This window comes from Onishia taeanensis (genome assembly GCF_900100755.1).
Lineage (GTDB): Bacteria > Pseudomonadota > Gammaproteobacteria > Pseudomonadales > Halomonadaceae > Onishia > Onishia taeanensis.
In genome coordinates this window covers 1-21,655 of the sequence record NZ_FNCI01000007.1, presented here as the reverse complement: position 1 = coordinate 21,655, position 21,655 = coordinate 1, and the positions used below count along the sequence as shown (strand labels likewise).

Below are 21,655 nucleotides of genomic sequence, written 5' to 3'. Positions count from 1 at the left end.
TTGTCAGGGCGTGCCACGGGACCCATCCGATGAACCTGATGACGCGAGCTGGCGGGCGTAAAACTCGGCCTGCTCGGTGTCGCCTCTGGCCTTGGCGATGTCACGCGCCAGTGCCAGGTTCTCCGGGTTGATGCCTGCCAGGCGCATGTGCGCCTGGATGTTGTCCCAGGCACGGGCTAGATCCCCCTGCGCGTAGTCAAGCTGTGCCAGCAGCAGGTAACTTCGGGTCATGCGCGGGTTGATGACCTTGGCGCGCTCCAAGGCCTCCCGTGCCTGTTCCGGATGTCCAAGTTTGCGCTGGCACTGGCCCAGGTTGGCAAAAAGCTGGGCGCGATTGGCATATTGTGTATCTTCGCTGGCAATCGCCAACTGATCGCAGGCTTCGCGGATTCGCCCCTCAGCATACAGGAAGGCGGCGAAGTTGTTGCGTGCTCGGGTCGAATCGGGATCGGCATCCAGCGCCCGCTGGAAGTACTTGCTGGCGAGGGTCGCCTCGCCTTGGCGCTGGAAAATCATGGCCATGGCCTGCAGCGCTTCGGCGTCGTTGGGGTCGGCCTCGAGTGCGTTGTTGAGCGCACGGGTGGCGCGCGGCAGGTTGTTACGCTCGAGATAGGCCGTTCCGAGGCGCGTATAGGCCTCGGCCGAGCCTTCCTGATCACGCGGCTGCGACGCGGGCGCGGCGCAGCCGCCGAGCCACACCGTGCAGAGCAGGGTGGCTATCAGGGCGCCTCGTCCGGCAAACGCCGGTCGACGATGACGAAGGGTCATGGACATCTCTTGCGGCATGATGGAAGCGATCCGGGTGACGGTCGGCCACGGCATATGAGGTGGTGTCGTGACCGATAAGGCTTGCCCATCAAAGCGTTCTGCCTGGTTGAAGTCAAGCGCACCCCGGGCCGTCAGTCGGCATCGAGCTGGATCGACTGGATGTAGCGCTCGTGGCGCTTGGTGCGGTCCTTGACCCGGCCGACCAGCTGGCCGCAGGCCGCATCGATGTCATCGCCGCGGGTGCTGCGCACCGGGGCGGTGTAACCCAATTCGTAGAGCCACTGCTGGAAGCGCATCGTCTGGTTGCGCGACGGCTTCTCGTAGCCCGAATGCGGGAAGGGGTTGAACGGAATCAGGTTGATCTTGCACGGCAACTCCTCGAGAAGGGCGGCCAGCTGCTCGGCGTGCTCCTTCTGGTCGTTGACGTCCTTGATCAGGGTGTACTCGATGGTGACGATGCGGGTGTCGTCGCACTTGGCCAGGTAACGCTGGCAGGCATCGAGCAGAGAGCGAATATTGTACTTGCGGTTAAGCGGTACCAGTTCACTGCGCAGCTCGTCGGTGGCGGCATGCAGTGAGATGGCCAGGCTGACGTCGAGTTCGTCGCCGAGCTGGTCGAGCTTCGGCACGACGCCGGAAGTCGACAGGGTGACGCGACGCTTGGACAGGCCATAGCCGTTGTCGTCGAGCATCAGCTTCATGGCCGGCACGACGGCATCGTAGTTCATCAGCGGCTCGCCCATGCCCATCATCACCACATTGGTGACCGGGCGATTGGCGGTGTCGCGACGCGGGCCGACGCTGCGCTGAGCGACCCATACCTGACCGATGATCTCGGCAGCGGTAAGGTTGCGCTGGAAGCCCTGCTTGCCGGTGGAGCAGAAGCTGCAGTCCAGCGAGCAGCCCACCTGGGAGGACACGCACAGGGTGCGACGCTTGCCGTTTTCGGCCGGGATCAGCACGGTTTCCACGTAGCTGCCGTCCTCGACTTCGAGCACCCACTTGCGGGTCCCGTCGCTGGAGGTGCCTTCATAGACCACGCCAGGGCCGCGGATCTCGGCCACCTCGGCCAGGCGTTCGCGCAGTGCCTTGGACAGGTTGGTCATGGCGGCAAAGTCGTCACAGCCTTCCTGATGAATCCACTTCATCAGCTGGGCAGCGCGAAACTTCTTCTCGCCGATGGACAGGAAGAAGGATTCCATCTGCTCTCGGGACATGCCGAGCAGATTGGTGCGGGACGGGGTGTCGGTCGTGGCGGTCATGGTCGGCATCGCGGGGTCGGTGGGCGGTACGCGGGAGGCTTCGCCCCCCGCGTTGAGACGCTATCAGCCGCGCGGGCAGATCTCGTCGGCGCCGAAGAAGTAAGCCACTTCACGCTCAGCAGACTCAGCGGAGTCGGAGCCGTGGGCGGCGTTGGCATCGATGGATTCGGCGAAGTCAGCGCGGATGGTGCCGGCTTCGGCTTCTTTCGGGTTGGTGGCACCCATCAGGTCACGGTTCACGGCGATGGCGTTCTCGCCTTCCAGCACCTGAACCATTACCGGACCGGAGGTCATGAAGCCGGTCAGTGCGCCGAAGAAGGGACGCTCTTTGTGCTCGGCGTAGAAGCCTTCGGCCTTCTCCTGGGAGAGGTGGATCATCTTGGCAGCGACGATCTTGAGGCCGGCCTTTTCAAAGCGAGTGTAGATCTCGCCGATCACGTTCTTTGAAACGGCATCGGGCTTGATGATGGACAGCGTGCGTTCGGTAGCCATGAAACAGGTCTCCGTAGGGGGTTGGAAGCGTCAGGAACTTCTCAGGAACTTCAGAGGACGTCGCGCCGCCCGAGGCGAGACACAAGAGGTGCATGCCACGGACGGCGCGTCGAAAATCGTTGATCCGCCGCGCACGGCGGCAGATAAGGCGCGGATTATAACGCCGGAAGTCCGCGAGGGACAATCTTTGACCAACATACCCAGGCCGACCACCGCACTCGAGGGCGCGATGGTCGCAAGACCCGAAGGGCGTCGTGGTTCAGACGGTGAAGCTTTCACCGCAGCCGCACTGATCCTTGACGTTGGGGTTGTTGAAGCGGAAGAAGCGGTTGAGGCCTTCCGAGACATAGTCGACTTCGCTGCCGTCGAGCATGTCTAGCGCTTCGGGGGCAACATAGACGGCCACGCCGTGCTCCTCGAAGGTGACGTCGTCGCCGCCGGTTTCATCGGCGAAGTCCAGCACATAGCTGTAGCCGGAGCAGCCGCTTGGCTTGACCGACACGCGCAGGCCAAGGCCGTGGCCGCGCTCGTCGAGCACCTGACGGATCTGGCTGGCGGCGGCGGGAGTGATCGAAAGATGGGCCATGGTGCGAGCCTCCTTGATGTGTCGGGTACGTGGGAGCGCATGAGGGTGTTAAAGAGTGCCTAGGCAGAATGCGCAAAACCTATGGTAGCGAGCTGTCCCAGAGTGTAGATGATGCAATCAGCGACGCAGCGCCGGCACCGCATGCCGGAGTTCGGCGATGGCGGTGTCGATATCGGCCTCGGTGGTGAAGCGGCCGATGCTGAAGCGCAGCGAGGCCAGGGCCTGCGCCCGGGGCACGCCGATGCCCTTCAGGACATAGGACGGCTCGACGCTTGCCGAGTTGCAGGCCGACCCGGTGGAAATCGCCAGGCCGCGCAGCGCCATCAGCAGCGATTCCCCGTCAAGGCCACTGAAGGCCAGGTTGATGATGTGCGGCACGGACACTCGGGTATCGGTGTTGCGGTGCACGCCTTCGAGCCCTTCGAGGCCATCCAGGAAGCGCTGCTGAAGGGCCGCTGCATGGGCGCGGTCGGCCTCGCCTTCGCTGGCCGCCTGGGCAAAGGCCTCGCCCATGCCAACGATCTGATGCGTTGGCAGGGTGCCGGAGCGCATGCCGCGCTCGTGGCCGCCGCCGTGGATCAGCGCCTCGATGCGCAGGTCCGGGTCGCGTTTCACATAGAGCGCGCCGATGCCCTTGGGGCCATAGGCCTTGTGGGCCGACAGCGACAGCAGGTCGATCCCCATGGCAGCGACATCGAGCGGCAGCTTGCCCGGCGCCTGGGCGGCATCGACATGGAAGGTCGCGCCGCGAGCATGCACGACCTCCGACAGGGCGCTTAGGTCGTTGATGGTGCCGAGCTCGTTGTTGACCGCCATCAGCGACACCAGCGCGGTATCGTCGCGCATGGCGTCGGCGAGTTGGTCGGGCGTGATGCGGCCATCGGCGCCGGGCGTCAGCCAGGTGACCTCGCAGCCTTCCGCCTCGAGGGCCATGGCGGTATCGATGATGGCCTTGTGCTCGATGATCGACGTCACCAGGTGACGCCCCCGAGCGCGATTGGCCCGCATGAAGCCGATCAGCGCCAGGTTGTCGGCCTCGGTGGCCCCACTGGTCCAGACGATCTCCCGAGGGTCGGCACCGATCAGGTCGGCGACCTGGCGGCGTGCGCCCTCGACGGCCTGTTCGGCCAGCCAGCCGGCGATATGGCTACGCGACGCCGGGTTGGCGTAGGTGCCATCCATGGTCAGATGACGCGCCATCACCTCGGCGATGCGAGGATCGACGGGCGTGGTGGCGGCATAATCGAGATAGACGGGAGCGCTCATGGTGATCCGAATGAAAGTGAGGTAACGGCGTCAGGGCGCGGTCGACGACGACACGGCGATGGTGTCTTCGTCGGCGCGCAGCCGCTGGCGCTGGGCGATGTCCTTGACCTCATGACGTTTGACCAGCTCGCCGAGGCTGATGCCGTCGAGAAAGCCGTGGATCTCCTTGGAGAGATCGCACCACAGGTGATGCGTCAGGCAGGTATCGCCCTGTTGGCAGTCGGACAGCCCCTGGCAGCGGGTGGCATCGACCGACTCGTTGACCGCATCGATGACCCGGGCAACCGAGATTTCCACCGGGTTGCCGGCCAGAAGGTAGCCGCCGCCGGGGCCGCGCACGCTCTTGACCAGGCCGGCGCGGCGCAGCAGCGAGAACAGCTGCTCGAGATAGGACAGCGAGATCTCTTGGCGCTTGGAAATGTCGGCCAGGCTCGTCGGCGCGGCGGCGCCATTCATGGCGAGGTCGAGCATCGCGGTGACGGCGTAACGTCCTTTGGTGGTCAAGCGCATAGCAGAGTCGCACGCATAAGGTCGAACATAGGGTCGAAGACCGACCCGCACGCGGCGGGCCGAAGGATGATCGCTAGACGACCATTATGAGAATCCCGAGTATCGCGGTCAACAATTAGGCGCGGGGCCCCGCAGGCGTCATTCGGCGCGAAAGGACTTAATGTGTCGCGAAAGGCTTAGGCGCTGCCACCGCTTTGCTTGCGGGGCGCCTCCTGGGCAGTGTCCGCGGTGCCCTTGCCCTGATCGTCGTCAAGCGGCGGGCAGCAGCTATCGACGTCGGCGAGCACGCCTTCGAAATCCTCGTCGCGCAGCTCCGGCAACTGGCCTGCCCGGTAACTGTGGTCGAGCCGGCGCAGGGTTTCGCACATCAGCTCGATGCGGCCATCGACGGCATGCATATGATCGAGCATCGCCTGCATCGAGCGCGCCACCGGATCGGGCATGTCCTGGCTGACGCCGTAGGCATCGAAGCCGAACTTCTGGCGCATCGCCTCGCGGCGCTCCGGGTCGATGTCGAGGACGTCTTCGCTGTCGGGCTCTTCGCGCTTGACGATCTTGCCGGGAATGCCGACCACGGTCGCACCGCTCGGTACCGCCTTGGTGATCACCGCATTGGAGCCGATCTTGGCTCCCGCGCCCACCGTGAAGGGGCCGAGGATCTTGGCGCCGGCGCCGACGATGACGCCGTCTTCCAGGGTCGGGTGGCGCTTGCCCTTGTGCCAGCTGGTGCCGCCCAGAGTAACGCCCTGATAGAGCGTCACATCGTCTCCCACCTCGGTGGTCTCGCCGATCACCACGCCCATGCCATGGTCGATGAAGAAGCGCCGGCCGATGGTGGCCCCGGGGTGGATCTCGATGCCGGTCAGCACCCGGAACAGCTGCGATAGGCTGCGCGCCAGCCACTTGCAGTTCTTCTGCCACAGCCAGTGGCTCAGGCGATGTGCCAGCAGGGCATGCAGGCCCGGATAGTTGGTCAGCACTTCCAGGAAGTTGCGTGCCGCCGGGTCCCGGGCGAACACGCTGTTGATATCTTCTCGCAGACGACGAAACATGCGGCAGATCCTTAATGGACGAGAGTCGGCGTGCAGCAGGGCCGCGCGGACTCTGATTATTGGGGCGCCGGATGTTCGCTGCAAGGCGCCCTTTTCATCAGCTTAGGCAGACGTCTTCGTGATCACTCTTGGTCGCCGCGCGCGACCTGCTTCTCGGTGGCGCTGAGAATGCCGCGCAGGATGTTGATCTCCATCTGATCCGGGCGGGCGCGCAGGTACAGGCGGCGTAGCCGAGCCATCAACTGGCGGGGCTTGTCCGGATCATGGAACTTGAGGGCGATCAGGGTGCGCTCCAGGTGCTCGAAGTAACGCTCCAGGTCGGCGTGGCTGGCCGGCGGGTGATCCCAGGCGATGCCGAACACCGCCTCGTGCTCGGAGCTCGCCGCCTGGCCGGGTTCTTTCGGGGACTGGTCTGAGGCCTCCTCGGCGGACTCGGCGTCGCCCTGCGTTGCCGGCGCGCTGTCGGTTGCTTGGTGGTCGAGCCAGGCCAGGCGGCATTCATAGGTCAGCACCTGGACGGCAGCCGCCAGGTTCAGCGAGCTGTAGTCCGGGTTGGTCGGGATATGCACGTGGGCATGACAGCGCTGCAGCTCGGCGTTGGTCAGGCCGGTGTCCTCGCGGCCAAATACCAGCGCTACCCGGGCCTCGGCGTCGGCAAGCTCCGCCGGCAGGCGCTCGCCCAGCGCGCGGGGCGTGATCATCGGCCAGGGCAGGGTGCGCGAGCGAGCGCTGGCGCCGACCACCAGCCGGCAGTCGGCCACGGCGCTCTCCAGGTCATCGTATACCGGGGCGTGATGGAGGATCTTGTCGGCCCCCGAGGCCCGAGAGATAGCCTCCGCCGAGCGCGATTCGCTGCGCGGCGCGACCAGGGCCAGATCGGCAAGGCCCATGTTGTGCATGGCGCGGGCGGTGGCGCCGATATTACCGGGATGGCTGGTGCCGATGAGGACGATGCGAATGCGCTCGAGCATGGGGCCAGGGCCTGTCTTGAGTGTCGTTGGGCGCCATAGTCTAGCATGCACCACCGGTCGCATGCGGCCCTTGGCCGGCGCTGTCGATGGCGAAGGGAAGGCGAGTCTGCTAGGATACGCCCCGATTTGCGTCACCGTTCTTTAACAGTACCCGACTTCTCGAAGGCTCGATCATGCATCCGATGGTCCAATTCGGTCTGCGCGCCATGCGCAGTGCCGCCGAACAATTCGTGCGCATTCGTGAGCGCATTGAAAACTCTCACGAAGAACACAACCTCGACCGCCTGCTCGAAGACGCTGGCCGCAACGTCGAGACGCTGGTCGCCAACCAGCTCTCCCGCGGTTATCCCGAGCACGGTGTGTCCGGTCGCTACATTCCCTACCGTGAAGGTCAGGGTGAAGGCGCCGATCATCACTGGAAGATCGAACCCTTCCACGGCTATTCCAACCTGAGCGTGGCTGGCAGTGGCTTTGCGCTGTCGCTGGTGTGCCTGGTCAAGGGCCGCCCGGAACACGCCGTGGTGATCTGCCCGTTCGCCGATACCGAGTTCCTGGCCAGCCGCGGTCGCGGCGCCCAGCGTAACGGCAAGCGCATTCGCGTGCCGAAGACCACCGCCATTGCCGGCTCGCGCCTGGCGATGGGGCTGCCTGAAATGTGGCTGCGCCCGCGCCACCTGCCGACTTACCTGACCCTGGTGCAGCAGCTCGGCCCGCAGATCGAAACTCAGGTCGCCACCGGTAGTGGCCTGCTCGACCTGGCCGAACTGGCCAGCGGTCGCTGCGATGCGGCCTTCGTGCTCGGCCTCGAGGAGCAGGACAAGCTGGTCGGTACGCTGCTGCTCAAGGAAGCCGGCGCGCTGCTGGGCACCCCCGACGGTGGCCCCAGCGTCGAGATCGAAGGCCAGCTGATGGCCGCCGGCCCGCGTCTCTACAAGACGCTGATGCAGCAGCTCAAGCCGCATATGGTCTGACGCTCTCTCGTCGCCGAGACAGCCGCGATCGCCCTGCCTTGATCGCGAAAGACGAAACCCCGTACGCCTTGGCGTGCGGGGTTTTTTTGTGCCCGATTTTAGAGAGGGGCTCTCGGCGCGAGGCTTTTGGAGCGGTGCCTGGGGTGGGTGCTTAGCCTCCAACGAAAACGCCCCCGCTCGAGGAGCGGGGGCGTAAGGGTCCGTCAGTGTCAACGACGGCGGAGGGCCAGAGGCGGTTGCCTATCAGGGCAGTTCCTCGGCGTCCTCGTTTTCCTTGGGTGCCGGAATCAGGTCGGTGCGCTGCAGCTTCAGCGGCAGCAGTAGCGCCGAGGCCACGTAGATCGACGAGAAGGTACCCACGCCGACGCCAATCAGCAGCGCTATGGCGAAGTTGTGGATCATGTCGCCGCCCAGCACCAGCAAGGCCAGCAGCACCAGGATCGTGGTACCCGATGTTGCCAGGGTACGGCTCAGGGTCTGATTGATGGCGTCGTTGAAGATGGCCGGCATGTCATCGATACGCGAAAGGCGAATGTTCTCGCGGATTCGGTCGTAGACGATGATGGTGTCGTTCAGCGAGTAGCCGATCACCGCCAGCACCGCCGCCAGCACCGTCAGATCGAACTCGATCTGGAACAGTGAGAAGGCGCCAAGCACGATGATGACGTCGTGAATCAACGCCACGATCGCGCCCACGGCGAACTTGTACTGGAAGCGGAAGGCCACGTAGAGCATCACCACGCCCAGCGCGACCAGCATGCCGAGGCCGCTCTGGTCACGCAGCTGCTCGCCGACCTGGGCGCCGACGAACTCGGCCCGCACCAGAGTGACTTGATCGCCGCCGGCACGCAGCAGGTCGGTGACCTGCTGGCCGACATTGGGATCGAAGGCCTGCTGCAGGCGGATCAAGATCTCGTCGGCGGTGCCGAAGGTCTGCACCGAGATATCCTGGAAGCCTGCGGCCTCCAACGTCTGGCGCACGGTATCGAGCGACGGCGCCGTGTGATAGCTGACCTCGACCAGCGTGCCGCCGGTAAAGTCGAGCCCCAGGCTGAGCTGCTGCACCGCCAGTGACACCAGGGCGATCAGCAGCATCACCGCCGAGGTCGTGAAGGCCAGGCGGCGCTTGCCCATGAAATCGAACTGTCGCATCGCTAGGCTCCTCATATCCAGAGTTTCTTGAGTGGCTTGCCGCCGACGGTCAGATTGACCATGGCGCGGGTCACCATCAGGGCGGTGAACATCGAGGTCAGGATGCCCAGCGACAGGGTTACGGCGAAGCCTTTGACCGGGCCGGTGCCGATCGAGAACAGGATCAGCGCCACCAGCAGGGTGGTCAGGTTGGCGTCGACGATCGATGTGAAGGCGCGTTCATAGCCGGCGTGGATCGCCTGTTGCACCGAGAGCCCGGTTCGCAACTCCTCGCGTATGCGCTCGAATATGAGCACGTTGGCGTCCACGGCCATACCCAATGTCAGCACGATACCGGCTATGCCGGGCAGCGTCAGGGTCGCGCCAAGCATCGACATGGCGGCGATCACCAGCACCAGGTTGACGCCCAGCGCCACGTTGGCGATCAGGCCGAAGGCCTTGTAGCGCAGCAGCATGAAGGCCACGACCAACAGCAGGCCGATCTGCACCGAGAGGATGCCGCGATCGATGTTGTCCTGGCCGAGGCTTGGACCGATGGTGCGTTCCTGCACGAAGTAGATCGGCGCGGCCAGCGAGCCCGAACGCAGCAGCAGGGACAGCTCGGCCGCCTCGGTGGGTGAATCGAGCCCGGTAATGCGGAAGCTGTTGCCCAGCGCGCTCTGTATGGTGGCAAGGCTGATGATGCCCCGCTCGGTATAAGGGTCGCGCACCACCTCCGGCTTGCCGTCCTTCATGACGGTGCGGTCGTTGGTCTTGTGCTCGATGAACACCACCGCCATGTTGCGGCCGATGTTGGAGCGAGTCGCCCGGTTCATCAGGGTGCCGCCGGTGCCGTCCAGGTCGATGTTGACCTGCGGGCGGCCGTTCTCATCGAAGCTGCGGGTGGCGCTGGAAACGCTGTCGCCGGTGATGATCACGTCGCGCATCAGCTCGGCGGTACGCGGACTGGAGCGGAACTGGAGGGTCTCGGTTTCCTGTTCCGGCGTATCCGGGCGGGCCTCGAGGCGGAATTCCAGGTTGGCGGTCGCACCCACCACGCGCTTGGCAGCCGCGGTGTCCTGTACGCCGGGCAGCTCGACCACGATGCGGTTGGGGCCTTGGCGCTGCACCAATGGCTCCGCGACACCCAGCTCGTTGACGCGGTTGCGCAGCGTCGTCAGGTTCTGGTTGATCGCGTAGTCCTGAATTTCATCCACCGCCTGATCGCTGAGGGTCATGCTCAGCCTGGCGCCACGGTCCGCTTCGGCGTCCGCGTACTGGAAGTCAGGGAAGTCACGGCTGATCAGGCTCTTGGCCTCATCACGGTCCTCGGCGTTCATGAAGTCCATGCTCACCGTGCGACCGTCGATCTCGGTATTGCGGTAGCGGATGCGCTCGCTACGCAGGGTCTCGCGCATGGCGCTGGCGTTGACCTCGAGGCGCTGGGTCACGGCGGCGTCCATGTCGACCTCGAGCAGGAAGTGCACGCCGCCGCGCAAATCCAGACCCAGGGTCATCGGGGAGGCCGCCAGGTCGCGGAGCCAGGACGGTGTCGACTCGGCGAGGTTGACGGCCACCACATGGTCGTCATCGAGCAGGCCATCGACCACGCCACGGGCGCGCATCTGGTCGGATGCACTGTCGAGGCGCAGCAGGACGCTATTGGCGCCACGCTCGGTAGACTTGAGAGGAATGTCGGCATCGGCCAGGGCGGACTGAACCCGCTCTAGCTGAGACTCGCTGAGGTTTTCGCCGCCACTGGCGGGGCTGATCTGCACCGCGGGGTCCGCGGGGAAGAGGTTGGGCAGCGAATAGACCAGGCCGACGGCGAGGACAAGAAGTATCAGCAGATACTTCCACAAGGGGTAACGGTTAAGCATGCAGGCCCTGCCTTGTAGCTAACATGGCGACATCGCGGGAGCGATAGAGGGGGTCGCCACCAGCGCACCGCCAACGGGCGGGCGCGGGCCTGCCCGCCGGCGGTGCCGGGGTGCGAGATCAGATGGACTTGATGGTGCCCTTGGGCAGGACAGAGGCAACGGCGTTCTTCTGCACGTTGATCTCGGTGCCTTCGGCGATTTCCATGGAGATGAACTCGTCGGTCACCTTGGTGATACGACCCAGCATGCCGCCGCCGATGACCACTTCGTCACCCGTGGACAGGCCGCTGATCAGCTGCTTGTGCTGCTTGGCCCGCTTGGCCTGGGGGCGCCACAGCAGGAAGTAGAAAATCAGCACGAAGCCGCCCAGCATGACGATTTGAGCGATACCGCCGCCTGCGGCCGCGCCGCCTTCAGCGTGTGCCGGGGAAATGAAGAAGTCCAGCATGAGGGTAGTTCTCCTAAGAGGGTTTCTAGGGTCAATAATGACCGGATGATGAGGCCATCACCCGGTCGTCAGATTCGGTGCAGGCGTCCTTGCGACCCCGTCATTCCGGGGTTGGTTCCAGCGGCGGAACCGGCAATCCGCGACGACCATAGTATGCTTCTACAAAGTTTGCCAATGTACCCGCTTCGATGGCACCGCGCAAACCGGCCATCAGGCGCTGGTAGTGGCGAAGATTGTGGATGGTGTTGAGCATCGCGCCGAGCATCTCGCCGCAGCGATCCAGATGATGCAGGTAGCCCCGCGAGAAGTTCTGACAGGTGTAGCAGTCGCAGTCGGCTTCCAGCGGCGAGGTGTCGTGACGATGCCGGGCATTACGGATCTTGATCGTGCCTTCGAAGGTGAACAGGTGGCCGTTGCGACCGTTACGGGTCGGCATCACGCAGTCGAACATGTCGACGCCGCGACGCACGCCTTCCACCAGGTCTTCCGGCTTGCCCACGCCCATCAGATAGCGCGGCTTGTCGTCCGGCATCCACTCGGGTAGATAGTCGAGCACCTTGATCATCTCTTCCTTGGGCTCGCCCACCGAAAGCCCACCGATCGCGTAGCCATCGAAGCCGATCTCATCCAGACCCTCGAGCGAGGTCTTGCGCAGGTCCGCGTACATGCCGCCCTGGATGATGCCGAACAGCGCCGAAGGCGAGTCGCCATGGGCATCGCGGGAGCGCTTGGCCCAGCGCAGCGACATTTCCATCGAACGCTTGGCCTCATCATGAGTGGCCGGGTAGGGCGTGCACTCATCGAAGATCATCACCACGTCCGAGCCCAGCGAGCGCTGCACGGCCATGGATTCCTCTGGCCCCATGAAGACCTTGGAGCCGTCGACGGGCGAGCGGAAGTGCACGCCTTCTTCGGTGATCTTGCGGGTCTTGCCCAGCGAGAAGACCTGGAAGCCGCCGGAGTCGGTGAGGATCGGCTTGTTCCAGTGGGCGAAGTCATGCAGGTCGCCGTGTTCCTCGATCACTTCAGTGCCCGGGCGCAGCCACAGGTGGAAGGTGTTGCCGAGGATGATTTCGGCGCCGATCTCCTCGACCGACTGGGGCGTCATGCCCTTGACGGTGCCGTAGGTGCCTACCGGCATGAAGGCCGGGGTTTCCACGGTGCCGCGGGGGAAGCTAAGGCGGCCGCGGCGGGCCCGGCCATCGGTGGCCAGGCGCTCGAAAGTCATGAAGCATTCGTTACGCATGAAGGCTGTCTCGTATCAAGGCTCTCGATAAGGCGTGGGCGACAGCATTTGCCCGCACTTAATGAGAGCGCCATAAAGAAGGTGGCCCGGCGCGGCGGGCCCTGGAAAATGCGATATAGGGCTAGCGGATGTCGGCTATTAGGTGTCGCTAGCCGGCGTTGGCGCGGGTCAGGAACATGGCATCGCCATAGCTGAAGAAAGCGTAGCCTTCCTCGACCGCGGCCCGGTAGGCGTTCATCACCGGCTCGAAGCCCGCGAAGGAGGACACCAGCATCAGCAGCGTCGACTCCGGCAGGTGGAAGTTGGTGACCAGCGCATCGACGCAGCGCCACTCATAGCCCGGGTAGATGAAGATATCGGTCTCGCCGCTATAGGGCGCGATTTCGCCGTCTTCACTCTTCAGGCAGGCCGATTCCAGGCAGCGCACGCCGGTGGTGCCCACTGCCACCACCCGGTTGCCGCGGGCCTTGGCCTCGCGGACCTTGGCGCAGGCGGTCTCGTCAACCTCGATCCACTCGCTGTGCATATGGTGGTCGCGGATGTCGTCGGCACGCACCGGCTGGAAGGTGCCGGCGCCCACGTGCAGGGTGACGAAGGCGCTCTCGATGCCTTTCTCCTCGAGCGCCGCCATCATCGGCTCATCGAAATGCAGACCGGCGGTGGGGGCGGCTACCGCGCCATCGCGACGCGCATAGACGGTCTGGTAGCGCTCGCGGTCGGCCAGCTCATCCTCGCGGGCGATGTAAGGCGGCAGCGGCATATGGCCGTGAGCCTCCAGCAGCGCGATCAGCGGCGTTTCACCGAGGAAGCGCAGCTCGAACAGCGCATCCTGACGGCCTTCCACTACCGCCCGCACATCGCCCTCGAAGATCAGCTCGGTGCCAGGCTTCGGCGACTTGCTGGCGCGGATGTGCGCCAGGCCGCGATGGGCATCCAGCGGACGTTCGAGCAGCATCTCGACGCGACCACCGCTGGCCTTCTGGCCGTGCAGGCGAGCCGGGATCACTCGGGTGTCGTTGAATACCAGAAGGTCTCCCGGCTCGAGGATCTCGAGCAAGTCCGGGAAGCGGCGGTGGTCAAGCGCCCCCGAGGTGCCATCGACGCACAACAGGCGGCAGTCACTGCGACGCTCGGAGGGATAACGGGCGATCAGCTCGTCGGGGAGCTCGTAATGGAAATCGGCGCGCTGCATGGGAGATATCGACTCGGGCTAACAAAAGCGGTGCAGGAATGGCATAGGGCCATTCGGACAAGGCGCCTAGGATACCCGTTCCTGCCAGTGAAGTCAGTCGCTTGCGGTGCGTTTATGATTGACCTGCGAGGTATCTACCGTATAATGCGTCCCCGCTGCCGGTGTGGCGGAATTGGTAGACGCAGCGGATTCAAAATCCGCCGCTAGCGATAGCGTGTCGGTTCGAGTCCGACCACCGGCACCATTCCCATTGATGACTTCGCGTCATTTCCTCGTAAGACCCTTCCTGCATTTTTCTAAAGCGTCCAGATGTTGCCTGGCACGTTTCTAGGTCGTTTTTGTGCGAATTCAATAGCCTCGGCTAGATGATCGGCTGATAGATGTGCATAGCGCATGGTCATCGTGATGGTCTGGCGACCCAAGCCTTCTCAATGTCAGTACGTCCCCGCCATTCAAAGTGACTAGCGAATGGGCGCCCCATTGTGCGCGCGCGGTGAGCTCCGTTGCCACGCTGCAAGGCGCCGACTAGCCCTGGCGCTGGGGGAGCTTGCCTTGTCATCACCTGCCCTTGGCTGCCTGTGCTAGGTTTTGCTTAGTCGTTAGGTTCAATTGACGTGGGGCTCCTCAAATGGAACCTTTGCTATAAGAAAAACACCTCAGCATCTGTAGCGAAGAAAATTCCTGCCATACATGAATTGCATGAGGTGGTCAGACAAGCTTTCTGCGACGTGACTGGCGTGCTGAAGCAAACCTGATCGGTTGATGGAAGAGGCGGGGCAGGTAAGCCAAGAGATTGAGAGGGCGCGCCGGTCACTTAAGCCGACAGGGACGGATACCGACTAGCCAAGAAGGCTGTGGTTAGGTGGTTTTAAGGTGGTAGGTATTATATATAAATAATACTTAATATAAATCTAGCAGGGAGGCAATGATGAAGTCTAATGATAATTTTCCGCAAGGAAGCATTGTAATGCCAGTAAGGCTTAAGTATGAAGGTGGCGTATTCGATGAAAATATGAGTGAGCTATACGATGGTGTTACTTCATTGGATGGGTTTTCGAAGATGATTCATATCGTAACTCATGCTTATATTAATGAGGAGGTCATAAGGCAAGCTACTGCACTTAAAGGAGCAAGAATATATAGACGGGCTTCTAAGCCTGGAAGTTTTGTAGAGGTTATTAATGTAGTTTTAGAGCACCCTCTCGAAACCATGACAGCTAAAATGGTTTACGATGGCTTCTATGATTTTTTAAAGTACTCTGGGAGTAAAGTAGTTGGTAAAGTTGTAGAGGCAAAAACAAGACGAGTAAAAAAACTGGTTAAGAGAGAACCGTTCATCAGCAGTCTTTGTGACTCTATGAGAAAACCAGTAAAAGAGATGCATAGACCTATCAAAAAAAATAATAATGTAACTATCGGCGTGGGGAAAGAGCGGTCCATGCTGATAAACTATGATTATCAGAGTCTTGGGTTTTTGCAAAATGAGCTTTTGCTTGAAATGGAGTATGGCCTTTTATGCAATGTGACAAAGATGAATGCTCTTTCTCCTCATGGAAGATTGTATCTTGATGAACTAGGAAGGACTGTTGCATATGAGGCTGATGAAACCCTTTCCTTCGCTGAAGGGCTAATGCTTAGTAAGTCACTTGATGATACAAAAAATGAAACTGGAAATAAGATTTGCGTTGATGTTAGGAAGCTTGTTGATGGTGAAGGAAAGATAATTAAGGTATATGTTTACAGTGTTAAGTAGTGGTGATGGGTGTCTGGTAGAGATATAGGTTGAGGCGGATAGCTTGTTATTATGATTTTGTAGGAGTGATTGTATGAGTGAGGTTGAGAAAGAGAAAAAGAATGAAGAGTTGTCGGGTGGTATTTATGATCTATATGTAGCTTGCTTGAAAAAAAATAACGCAATGGCTTCTTACTTAAAGGGTATTCCCGTTGATGGTGGGAGTCTTTATGAGGTTTTTAATTTCACATTAAAGTTGTGTGAGCACCATATAAAAACAAATGATTTCAGTGATGCGAAATTTTCTTATATAAATAATGGAGGCATTGAGAGGCTGCGGGGTAGAATTAAAAGTCTCGTAAAGCCAGAGGCGGCCAGGAATGGTGATGATAAAATTGGCGACCTTGCTGGTGAGATATGGGGATTATTGGATTGGCTGGAAGCTAATTCTTGGGGAGAGAAGAAGTATGAGGTAAGTGAGGCGAAGATAAACTTGCTTAACTCCATTAATGCATCTTCAAATAATAGATTGAGAGAAAGCTTTCAAAAGAAATTGATTGATCGGTTGACTCAAGATAAAAAGTTCGAGTCCATTGTCGAAATCACTTCGATTGTTAATGATAAGGTTCATTCTTCTCTAGAAGCAATGCGGCATTCTTTAGATAAAGATATTGAGGGTGCTAATACTAAAGCTGGGGAGATATTGGAGAAACTTGAGATAGCCGAAAAAAGTGCTTCTTTTACTTATCTTTATGCAGGTTTCGACTCCTTGAGGAATAATTTGAGCACATCGCTAGAAGAATCTAATGGTAAGTTGAATAATTTTAAAAAGGCTATTGTTCTTCTGCCAGTGGCTGTTTTTATTCTAGCGGTAGTCGCGCTATATTCTTCTCCGGAAACCTTTACTTGGCAAAACAAACTTTCTGTTGGTGCGCCTATAGCATCGATAGAATTTGTTTTGATTTATTTTTTTCGGATTGAACTTTCTAGAGCAAAGAGTCTAGAGGAAATGCTTTGGCAGGCTGATAATGAGTCGGCTGCAATAGCTTACTATGCAGCTTATTCCAAGACTGAAAATATAGAAAGTAGTTCAGATATATTTAAGAAGTTTAACGACTTTGTTTTCAGCCCGGTTAGAGGATCAGATTGGAATCCTCCAACTGTAACGGATGGCCTTTCAGACCTTTCTAAGATGTTCGGAAAGTGAAAAAGTTTTGCCTAATTTTAAACGAATTCTTGCCAAAAGATTTCCAATGTTATGCGTTAAGTCTGTACAGTTATTGGCATGCATCCCTTAGCCTTCAAAATCCGTCGCTAGCGATAGCGTGTCGGTTCGCTTCCGGCCACCGGCAACACAAATCAAGTACTTACTCACCTCCCTCTCCGAGTCTTGATTCTTCAGCACTCCGAATTGATCAATCCAATGCTTTTCAAGCTTCAGTGAAGGCTCCTTCGTGCCCAGCGCTCTAGCCGCAGATGAAGATGCGCCCATGGCTGCTGGTCGACCCAAGTGATCAGCTGGAGGGCCGACCGATTTCGTCTTTCAGCCATTCGGCCAACTGCTCGATATCCCGCCGCGGGGCGCTCGCGGGCAGCCACAGCCCGAGCCGAGCCGGCGTTTTGATGAACCCCCAGGGCGCGATCAGGCGGCCGGTGCGCAGGTCCTCTTCCACCAGATAGGACGGCGCGATGGCCACACCCAACCCCACCAGCGCGGCCTCGAGCATGTAGTTAAGGTGCTCGAAGGACTGGCCGTGGCGTATGGTTGCGGGATCCAGCTCCTGGGCCACGAACCACTGCGACCAGGCCTGCGGGCGCGACTGGGTATGCAGCATCGGCAGTTTCGTGAGTTCGTCGGGCGCTGGAGTATCGTGCGTCGTCGCATCGAGCAACTGCGGAGCCAGCACCGGCCCCATGCGCTCCGGCGCGAGTTCGACCACTTGTACGTCGTCGGGCCAGGGCGGTTCGGCGAAGCGCAGCACGGCGTCGACGTCGGTGCCGAGCCGGCCGGCCACTTCCTCGTCGGCGGTCAGGTGCAGGTTCAGCCCCGGGCACTGGGCCTTCAGGCGGTCCAGCCGGGGAATGAACCAGCGAGCGAGGAAGCTGCCGGGGCAGCCGAGCACCAGCGGCGCTTCCGAGGCACGCCGGCGTAGCTGTGAGCAGGCCTGGCCGAGGTGCTCGAAGGCCTGTGAGGTCGAGGAACGCAATAGCTCACCTTCCTGCGTCAGCACCAGGCCACGGCCCTGGCGCCGGAACAGCGTTACCCCGAGCTGCTCCTCGAGCTGCTTGAGCTGGCGGCTAACGGCACCGTGGGTAACATGAAGCGCCTCGGCGGCACGCGTGACGCTAAGCGTGCGGGCCGTCTCATCAAAGGCACGCAGAGCATTCAGCGAGGGTAGTCGGTCACTCAAGGCGAGCTCCATATATGTCAGCTTTTCTCACATGTTAGCGAGCAATGATCGATTATCACAGGGTCGCGGCGCGATGTACCTTGAGGGTCATTCATCACTGCCAGGAGTCGCAAACATGGGTCTGCCGCACCCCAACCCCGAATTCGCTCCCGATGCCGGTGGTTTCTTCGGCCGCTTCGGCGGTCGCTTCGTCGCCGAAACCCTGATGCCGCTGATCCTCGAGCTTCAGGAAGCCTATGAGTCGGCCAAGCAGGACCCCGACTTCAACGCCGAGCTGGACGCGCTGCGCCGCGACTACATCGGCCGCGCAAGCCCGCTGTATCTTGCCGAGCGACTGACCGAGCGGCTAGGCGGCGCGCGGATCTATCTCAAGCGCGAAGATCTGATGCACACCGGCGCGCACAAGATCAATAACTGCATCGGCCAGGTGCTGCTGGCCCGGCGGATGGGCAAGCAGCGCATCATCGCCGAGACCGGCGCCGGCATGCACGGCGTGGCGACCGCCACCGTGGCCGCTCGCTTCGGCATGGAATGCATCATCTACATGGGCAGCACCGACATCGACCGCCAGCAGCCCAATGTGCAGCGCATGAAGCTGCTGGGCGCCAAGGTGATCCCGGTGACCAGCGGCACCGGCACCCTCAAGGATGCGATGAACGATGCCTTGCGCGACTGGGTGACCAACGTCGCCGATACCTTCTACATCATCGGCACCGTGGCCGGCCCGCATCCGTATCCTGCCATGGTGCGCGACTTCCAGTCGGTGATCGGCCGCGAGGCCCGCGAGCAGGTGGTCGAGAAAGAAGGGCGGCTGCCCGACTCGCTGCTGGCCTGCATCGGCGGCGGCTCCAACGCCATGGGCCTGTTCCATCCCTTCCTCGGCGATGAGGACGTGCGACTGATCGGCGTGGAGGCCGCCGGCGAAGGGCTGGATACCGGCAAGCATGCCGCCAGCCTGCAGGGCGGTAGCCCCGGTGTGCTGCACGGTAACCGCACCTTCCTGCTGCAAACCGCCGAAGGGCAGATCACCGACGCGCACTCCATCTCGGCGGGGCTCGACTATCCGGGCATCGGCCCTGAGCACGCCTGGTTACACGAGTCCGGTCGCGCCGAGTATGTCGCCGTCACCGACGACGAGGCGCTGGACGCCTTCAAGACTCTTTGCCGATTGGAAGGCATTATTCCGGCCTTGGAGTCGGCCCACGCCATCGCTCATGCGATTAAGTTGGCGCCGACGCTGCCGGAAGACCACGTGATGGTGCTGAACCTGAGCGGGCGCGGCGACAAGGACATGGCCACCGTCACCGAACACCTGGCCGACGAACTGGCGGCCGGCGCTCCGGCCGCCGACGCACCGGCACAATGAGGAGAGAGACGATGACCCAACGCCACGAACGCATCGCGCGCCGTTTCAATGAGCTCAAGGCCGCCGACCGCGCCGGCCTCGTCACCTTCATCAGTGCCGGCGACCCTGACTACGACACCAGCCTCGAGACGCTGCTGGCGCTGCCCGAGGCGGGCGCCGACGTGATCGAGCTGGGCATGCCGTTCACCGATCCCATGGCGGATGGCCCTTCGATCCAGGCCTCCACCCTGCGCGCCCTGGAAGCCGGGCAGACCATGGCCAAGACGCTGGAGATGGTACGAGCCCTGCGCGAGCGCGACGACGCGACCCCGGTGGTGCTGATGGGCTATTACAATCCCATCTACTGCATGGGCGTCGAGACCTTCCTCGCCGAGGCCGCCGAGGCGGGCGTGGACGGGCTGATCGTGGTCGACCTGCCGCCGGAGCATGATGCGGAGCTGTGTCTGCCGGCCAAGGCTCATGGCCTCGATTTCATCCGCCTGGCCACGCCGACCACCGATGCCAAGCGTCTGCCGCTGGTGCTTGAGAACACCTCCGGCTTTCTCTACTACGTCTCCAGCACTGGCGTAACCGGCGCCGCCGCGCCGTCCGCCGAGCGAGTCGAGCAGGAAGTCGACGCCATTCGCGCGCACTCCACATTGCCGATCGGCGTCGGCTTCGGCATTCGCACCCCCGAACAGGCCGAGCGCATCGCCCGCTTCGCCGATGCCGTGGTGGTTGGCTCGGCGCTAACCGACATCGTCGCCCAGGCCGAGAGCCCCGCCGAGGCTTCCCGCGGTGTGCTTGAGCTGACCCGCTCGCTGGCGGGTGCCGTACGCCGCGCCCGTGAGACGGCCGAGGCCTGAGCCAGGAAAGAGCAACCTCTTAAAAAGAACAAGAGAGGCAAGCCTTTTGATCGTGTGGTCTGATATTGCCTGCTGAGAGGCGAGTGATAAGGCACGAGAGGTTGAAAATGGCAAAGCCAGTTGGCCGAGAGGTCAGCTGGCTTTTTCTATGCTTACATTATTATTGTTAGGTCTTTCTAATAAATAAGAGGGCTTGTAAATATGCCTTAAGGGACTGCCTTTTTAGCCGGATTTAGTCCTTGTTCGTCATTGGGGTTGCGCACTATCAAGGCTGATTTACCCACCCGTTTATTGCGTGTATAGCGTACTATTTCCTCCTTCTTTAGTCTAAATGCCCTCAAGTTTACACAGGTAAACGCCGATAACGGATACTCAGATTTTCTTGCAGACTGGGGTGGACGTGCTCTTATGGGAATAAAAAAACCAAAACCAAAGTTAAGCTGGTGGAACCTGCAAACCAAGACCATGACGCTGGTGCTGGTTCCTATGCTGTTGGTCACCCTCATCTTGGTGGGGATGAAGACCTATCAGAGCATTCAGGCATCCCAAGAAGGCTTGGCGCTTCAGCGTGAAAAGCTGTTGGCAAGTCGCGAGCAGGCAGTGAAAGACGTGGTGCTGGCCGCCAAGAGCGCGATTGCCCCCATCTATGACCAAGCGGGCCCCGACGATGCAGACGCCAAGGCGCGTGCGGCCGAGATTCTGCGGTCGATTCGTTTTGATGGCGAAAACTATATCTTCGTCTATGAGTACGACGGCACCAACGTGGTGCTGCCGCATGCTCGCGACAAGGAAGGCACAAATCTGATGGGCCTCCAGGATGCCAACGGCAAATACCTGGTTCGTGGCCTGATCGAGACGGCGCAAGAAGGTGGTGGTTTCTATCAGTACACATGGCCGCATCCTGAAACGCGCAAGGACGAGGCCAAGTACTCCTACGCGGTGCCACTGGAAAAATGGGGCTGGATGCTGGGTGCCGGCGTTTATGCGATAGACGTGGAAGACGCCATGACCGGTGCCCGTGCGACCGCCAGTGATAACCTGCGCGACTCGATCGTCAGCTCTCTGCTGACGGCATTGGCTCTGTTTATCGGTGTTGCGGTATTGGCGAGCTTTCTGGTCAAGCGCACATTGCTACCGATTCGCTCGGCCGCCGAGACGATGGGCAGCATCGCCAGTGGCAAGGGCGACCTGACGCAGCGAATCAATGTCTCGACCCACGACGAGGTCGGCCAGTTGGCCGAGGGCTTTAACCTCTTTGCCTCGCGGATGCAGGACACCCTCCGCCAGGTGCGCGCAAACACCAGCCACGTGCGTGATGCCGCAACGCAAATGGAGCAGGGCAGTCAGGAGCTGGCCACTCGCACCGAGCAGGCGGCCGCCAATCTGCAGCAGACCTCTGCCTCGATGGAGGAGATTACCTCTACCGTGGATCACAGCGCCCAGTCTGCCCAGCAGGCCAATCAGTTGGTGCTGAGCACCGGTGAAGTGGCGCGCCGCGGCGAGACGGCCATGCAGGATGTCGAGCG

General features: G+C 61.1%; 20 protein-coding genes and 1 tRNA gene. 7 read left to right on the top strand and 14 right to left on the bottom strand.

Translation table 11 applies throughout. The features are described 5' to 3' along the window. Positions 1-3: 3 nt before the first annotated feature. The 8 genes from pilW to BLR71_RS10340 form a co-directional block, all read right to left on the bottom strand. Positions 4-768 carry a type IV pilus biogenesis/stability protein PilW gene (gene pilW, locus BLR71_RS10375; RefSeq protein ID WP_092525955.1) on the bottom strand — a complete coding sequence of 255 codons (765 nt, stop codon included), beginning with the start codon at positions 766-768 and terminating at the stop codon, positions 4-6. Positions 769-899: 131 nt separating this feature from the next. After that, complete coding sequence (gene rlmN / locus BLR71_RS10370; RefSeq protein ID WP_092525953.1) at positions 900-2,030, bottom strand: dual-specificity RNA methyltransferase RlmN; 1,131 nt, start codon at positions 2,028-2,030, stop codon at positions 900-902. Between the two features lie 63 nt (positions 2,031-2,093). Further along, positions 2,094-2,522 carry a nucleoside-diphosphate kinase gene (ndk, locus tag BLR71_RS10365; protein WP_092525820.1) on the bottom strand — a complete coding sequence of 143 codons (429 nt, stop codon included), beginning with the start codon at positions 2,520-2,522 and terminating at the stop codon, positions 2,094-2,096. 259 nt (positions 2,523-2,781) lie between these two features. After that, positions 2,782-3,108, bottom strand: a complete 327-nt coding sequence (locus BLR71_RS10360; protein WP_092525818.1) for a HesB/IscA family protein — start codon at positions 3,106-3,108, stop codon at positions 2,782-2,784. Between the two features lie 117 nt (positions 3,109-3,225). Beyond that, complete coding sequence (locus BLR71_RS10355) at positions 3,226-4,374, bottom strand: aminotransferase class V-fold PLP-dependent enzyme (RefSeq protein WP_092525816.1); 1,149 nt, start codon at positions 4,372-4,374, stop codon at positions 3,226-3,228. A 30-nt stretch (positions 4,375-4,404) separates the two neighbouring features. Beyond that, positions 4,405-4,884: a Fe-S cluster assembly transcription factor gene (locus tag BLR71_RS10350; protein ID WP_092525814.1), complete on the bottom strand. Its 480-nt coding sequence runs from the start codon at positions 4,882-4,884 to the stop codon at positions 4,405-4,407. A 176-nt stretch (positions 4,885-5,060) separates the two neighbouring features. Then, positions 5,061-5,936, bottom strand: coding sequence for a serine O-acetyltransferase (cysE, locus tag BLR71_RS10345; protein ID WP_092525812.1), 876 nt, complete (start codon positions 5,934-5,936; stop codon positions 5,061-5,063). A gap of 122 nt (positions 5,937-6,058) precedes the next feature. Then, on the bottom strand, positions 6,059-6,907 hold the full coding sequence (locus BLR71_RS10340) for an RNA methyltransferase (RefSeq protein ID WP_092525810.1): 849 nt from the start codon (positions 6,905-6,907) through the stop codon (positions 6,059-6,061). Between the two features lie 173 nt (positions 6,908-7,080). On the opposite strand from BLR71_RS10340, the gene BLR71_RS10335 reads away from it, so the two are divergent. Further along, entirely contained in the window at positions 7,081-7,878 is a 798-nt protein-coding gene (locus tag BLR71_RS10335) for an inositol monophosphatase family protein (RefSeq protein ID WP_092525808.1), read from the top strand. Between the two features lie 243 nt (positions 7,879-8,121). Here the strand turns inward: BLR71_RS10335 and secF are convergent, their stop codons facing one another. The 5 genes from secF to queA all read right to left on the bottom strand — a co-directional run bounded on the left by secF (position 8,122) and on the right by queA (position 13,775). Then, positions 8,122-9,030, bottom strand: coding sequence for a protein translocase subunit SecF (secF, locus tag BLR71_RS10330; protein WP_422730774.1), 909 nt, complete (start codon positions 9,028-9,030; stop codon positions 8,122-8,124). Between the two features lie 11 nt (positions 9,031-9,041). Further along, positions 9,042-10,889 carry a protein translocase subunit SecD gene (gene secD, locus BLR71_RS10325; RefSeq protein WP_092525804.1) on the bottom strand — a complete coding sequence of 616 codons (1,848 nt, stop codon included), beginning with the start codon at positions 10,887-10,889 and terminating at the stop codon, positions 9,042-9,044. A gap of 118 nt (positions 10,890-11,007) precedes the next feature. Beyond that, on the bottom strand, positions 11,008-11,337 hold the full coding sequence (yajC, locus tag BLR71_RS10320; RefSeq protein ID WP_092525802.1) for a preprotein translocase subunit YajC: 330 nt from the start codon (positions 11,335-11,337) through the stop codon (positions 11,008-11,010). A gap of 100 nt (positions 11,338-11,437) precedes the next feature. Further along, positions 11,438-12,565 carry a tRNA guanosine(34) transglycosylase Tgt gene (gene tgt / locus BLR71_RS10315; protein WP_092525800.1) on the bottom strand — a complete coding sequence of 376 codons (1,128 nt, stop codon included), beginning with the start codon at positions 12,563-12,565 and terminating at the stop codon, positions 11,438-11,440. A 166-nt stretch (positions 12,566-12,731) separates the two neighbouring features. Beyond that, positions 12,732-13,775, bottom strand: coding sequence for a tRNA preQ1(34) S-adenosylmethionine ribosyltransferase-isomerase QueA (gene queA, locus BLR71_RS10310; protein WP_092525798.1), 1,044 nt, complete (start codon positions 13,773-13,775; stop codon positions 12,732-12,734). A gap of 157 nt (positions 13,776-13,932) precedes the next feature. Between queA and BLR71_RS10305 the strand changes: the two genes are divergently transcribed. From BLR71_RS10305 to BLR71_RS10295, 3 genes are all read left to right on the top strand, one after another. Further along, a tRNA-Leu gene (locus BLR71_RS10305) sits at positions 13,933-14,019 on the top strand. Between the two features lie 684 nt (positions 14,020-14,703). Next, positions 14,704-15,528, top strand: a complete 825-nt coding sequence (locus BLR71_RS17465; RefSeq protein ID WP_139172608.1) for a DUF7946 domain-containing protein — start codon at positions 14,704-14,706, stop codon at positions 15,526-15,528. Positions 15,529-15,601: 73 nt separating this feature from the next. After that, a complete protein-coding gene (locus BLR71_RS10295) occupies positions 15,602-16,714 on the top strand; it encodes a hypothetical protein (RefSeq protein ID WP_092525794.1) in 1,113 nt (370 codons plus the stop codon). Between the two features lie 307 nt (positions 16,715-17,021). Here BLR71_RS10295 and BLR71_RS10290 read toward each other — a convergent pair whose 3' ends face one another. Beyond that, a complete protein-coding gene (locus BLR71_RS10290) occupies positions 17,022-17,918 on the bottom strand; it encodes a LysR family transcriptional regulator (protein ID WP_092525951.1) in 897 nt (298 codons plus the stop codon). Positions 17,919-18,033: 115 nt separating this feature from the next. Here BLR71_RS10290 and trpB point away from each other — a divergent pair, with 115 nt between their 5' ends. The 3 genes from trpB to BLR71_RS10275 all read left to right on the top strand — a co-directional run. Next, positions 18,034-19,284 (top strand): tryptophan synthase subunit beta, encoded by a 1,251-nt coding sequence (gene trpB / locus BLR71_RS10285; RefSeq protein WP_092525792.1) that lies wholly within the window; start codon positions 18,034-18,036, stop codon positions 19,282-19,284. 11 nt (positions 19,285-19,295) lie between these two features. Continuing rightward, positions 19,296-20,129 (top strand): tryptophan synthase subunit alpha, encoded by an 834-nt coding sequence (gene trpA, locus BLR71_RS10280; RefSeq protein WP_092525790.1) that lies wholly within the window; start codon positions 19,296-19,298, stop codon positions 20,127-20,129. Positions 20,130-20,594: 465 nt separating this feature from the next. Further along, positions 20,595-21,655: cache domain-containing protein (locus BLR71_RS10275; protein WP_175491657.1), on the top strand; the 1,061-nt coding region annotated here is incomplete at its 3' end.

Bases quoted from the DNA above. Each gene is read 5' to 3' on its own strand.
- pilW (WP_092525955.1), bottom strand. From the start codon at position 768: ATGACCCTTCGTCATCGTCGACCGGCGTTTGCCGGACGAGGCGCCCTG.
- rlmN (WP_092525953.1), bottom strand. From the start codon at position 2,030: ATGACCGCCACGACCGACACCCCGTCCCGCACCAATCTGCTCGGCATG.
- ndk (WP_092525820.1), bottom strand. From the start codon at position 2,522: ATGGCTACCGAACGCACGCTGTCCATCATCAAGCCCGATGCCGTTTCA.
- BLR71_RS10360 (WP_092525818.1), bottom strand. From the start codon at position 3,108: ATGGCCCATCTTTCGATCACTCCCGCCGCCGCCAGCCAGATCCGTCAG.
- BLR71_RS10355 (WP_092525816.1), bottom strand. From the start codon at position 4,374: ATGAGCGCTCCCGTCTATCTCGATTATGCCGCCACCACGCCCGTCGAT.
- BLR71_RS10350 (WP_092525814.1), bottom strand. From the start codon at position 4,884: ATGCGCTTGACCACCAAAGGACGTTACGCCGTCACCGCGATGCTCGAC.
- cysE (WP_092525812.1), bottom strand. From the start codon at position 5,936: ATGTTTCGTCGTCTGCGAGAAGATATCAACAGCGTGTTCGCCCGGGAC.
- BLR71_RS10340 (WP_092525810.1), bottom strand. From the start codon at position 6,907: ATGCTCGAGCGCATTCGCATCGTCCTCATCGGCACCAGCCATCCCGGT.
- BLR71_RS10335 (WP_092525808.1), top strand. From the start codon at position 7,081: ATGCATCCGATGGTCCAATTCGGTCTGCGCGCCATGCGCAGTGCCGCC.
- secF (WP_422730774.1), bottom strand. From the start codon at position 9,030: ATGCGACAGTTCGATTTCATGGGCAAGCGCCGCCTGGCCTTCACGACC.
- secD (WP_092525804.1), bottom strand. From the start codon at position 10,889: ATGCTTAACCGTTACCCCTTGTGGAAGTATCTGCTGATACTTCTTGTC.
- yajC (WP_092525802.1), bottom strand. From the start codon at position 11,337: ATGCTGGACTTCTTCATTTCCCCGGCACACGCTGAAGGCGGCGCGGCC.
- tgt (WP_092525800.1), bottom strand. From the start codon at position 12,565: ATGACTTTCGAGCGCCTGGCCACCGATGGCCGGGCCCGCCGCGGCCGC.
- queA (WP_092525798.1), bottom strand. From the start codon at position 13,775: ATGCAGCGCGCCGATTTCCATTACGAGCTCCCCGACGAGCTGATCGCC.
- BLR71_RS17465 (WP_139172608.1), top strand. From the start codon at position 14,704: ATGAAGTCTAATGATAATTTTCCGCAAGGAAGCATTGTAATGCCAGTA.
- BLR71_RS10295 (WP_092525794.1), top strand. From the start codon at position 15,602: ATGAGTGAGGTTGAGAAAGAGAAAAAGAATGAAGAGTTGTCGGGTGGT.
- trpB (WP_092525792.1), top strand. From the start codon at position 18,034: ATGGGTCTGCCGCACCCCAACCCCGAATTCGCTCCCGATGCCGGTGGT.
- trpA (WP_092525790.1), top strand. From the start codon at position 19,296: ATGACCCAACGCCACGAACGCATCGCGCGCCGTTTCAATGAGCTCAAG.